Annotated in this window: 1 protein-coding gene; it reads right to left on the reverse strand. The window is 72.0% G+C overall.

Features of this window, described 5'->3' with window-relative positions; genetic code table 11:
* Nucleotides 1-38: 38 nt before the first annotated feature.
* Nucleotides 39-938, reverse strand: coding sequence for a proline iminopeptidase-family hydrolase (locus ACFW2E_RS47655; RefSeq protein ID WP_384478615.1), 900 nt, complete (start codon nt 936-938; stop codon nt 39-41).
* Nucleotides 939-1,075: the final 137 nt, after the last annotated feature.

Raw genomic sequence — 1,075 nt, forward strand, 5'->3', positions numbered from 1 at the left:
GGGCCGGGCAGCTGCCCGGCCCCCTCTTCCGTGTGCGGTCAGCCCACCTCCGCGAGCCACTCCCGCATGACCTGCTCGAAGCGTTCCGGTTCCTCCACGTGGGGCATGTGGCTGGAGTTCTCGAAGAGTTCCCAGCGGGCCCGCGGGATGTGGTCCAGGAAGGGGCGGATCGTCGCCTCGGTGGCCTCGTCGTGGGCGCCGGTGATGACCAGGGTGGGTACGTCGATCGCGCCGAGGCGGTCGACGACGGTCCAGTCCTTCAGGGTGCCGATGACGTGGAAGTCGGCGGGGCCGTTCATGGTGCCGTAGACGGTGGGGTCGCTCTGCAGGGCCAGCAGGGTCGTCGCGACCTCGGGCGGCAGCGGTCGGGCCCGGCACAGGTGACGTTCGTAGAAGGCGAGGACGGCCCGCTGGTAGTCGGGGTGGGCGTAGTCGCCGGTGGCCTCGTGCCGGCGGAGGGTGTCGCGGACGTCGGCCGGCAGCTCGTCCTTGAGTCGCTCGCACTCGGCGCGCCACAGCGGCATGGAGGCGGGCGAGTTGGCGATCACTAGGCCGCGCAGCCCGGCCGGGCGCCGTACGGCGTGCTCAGCGCCGAGCATGCCGCCCCAGGACTGGCCGAACAGGAGGTAGTCGTCGCCGATGTCCAAGTGGGCCAGCAGCGCGTCGAGTTCGTCGAGGAAGAGGTCCACGGTCCAGAAGTCGGCTCCCTTGTCGGGCAGTCGGGTGGACTGACCGTTGCCGAGCTGGTCGTAGTGGACGACCGGGCGTCCGTCGGAGGCGAGGGCGGTCAGGCTCAGCAGGTAGTCGTGGACGGAGCCGGGGCCGCCGTGCGCGACGACGAGGGGGGTGCGGCCGCTGTGCAGGTCGCCGGTGACGCGGTACCAGGTGTGGTGGCCGCGGAAGGGGACGACTCCCTTGCGGCTGGGGGCCAGGAACATGTGGGTCCCTCTCGGTCGGTTCGGGGCTGGACAACCGGACGTGGCTGGACAGTTGGACGACTGGACATACGAGTGGGGGGCCGCCGCCGGCGCCCGCCCCCCCCCCCGCAACCGGAAGCTGGTCGCCGACCGGCCGG

Source organism: Streptomyces sp. NPDC058964, from assembly GCF_042741275.1.
GTDB lineage: Bacteria > Actinomycetota > Actinomycetes > Streptomycetales > Streptomycetaceae > Streptomyces.

Coding starts and splice junctions, on each gene's coding strand:
- ACFW2E_RS47655 (WP_384478615.1), bottom strand. CDS start 938: ATGTTCCTGGCCCCCAGCCGCAAGGGAGTCGTCCCCTTCCGCGGCCAC.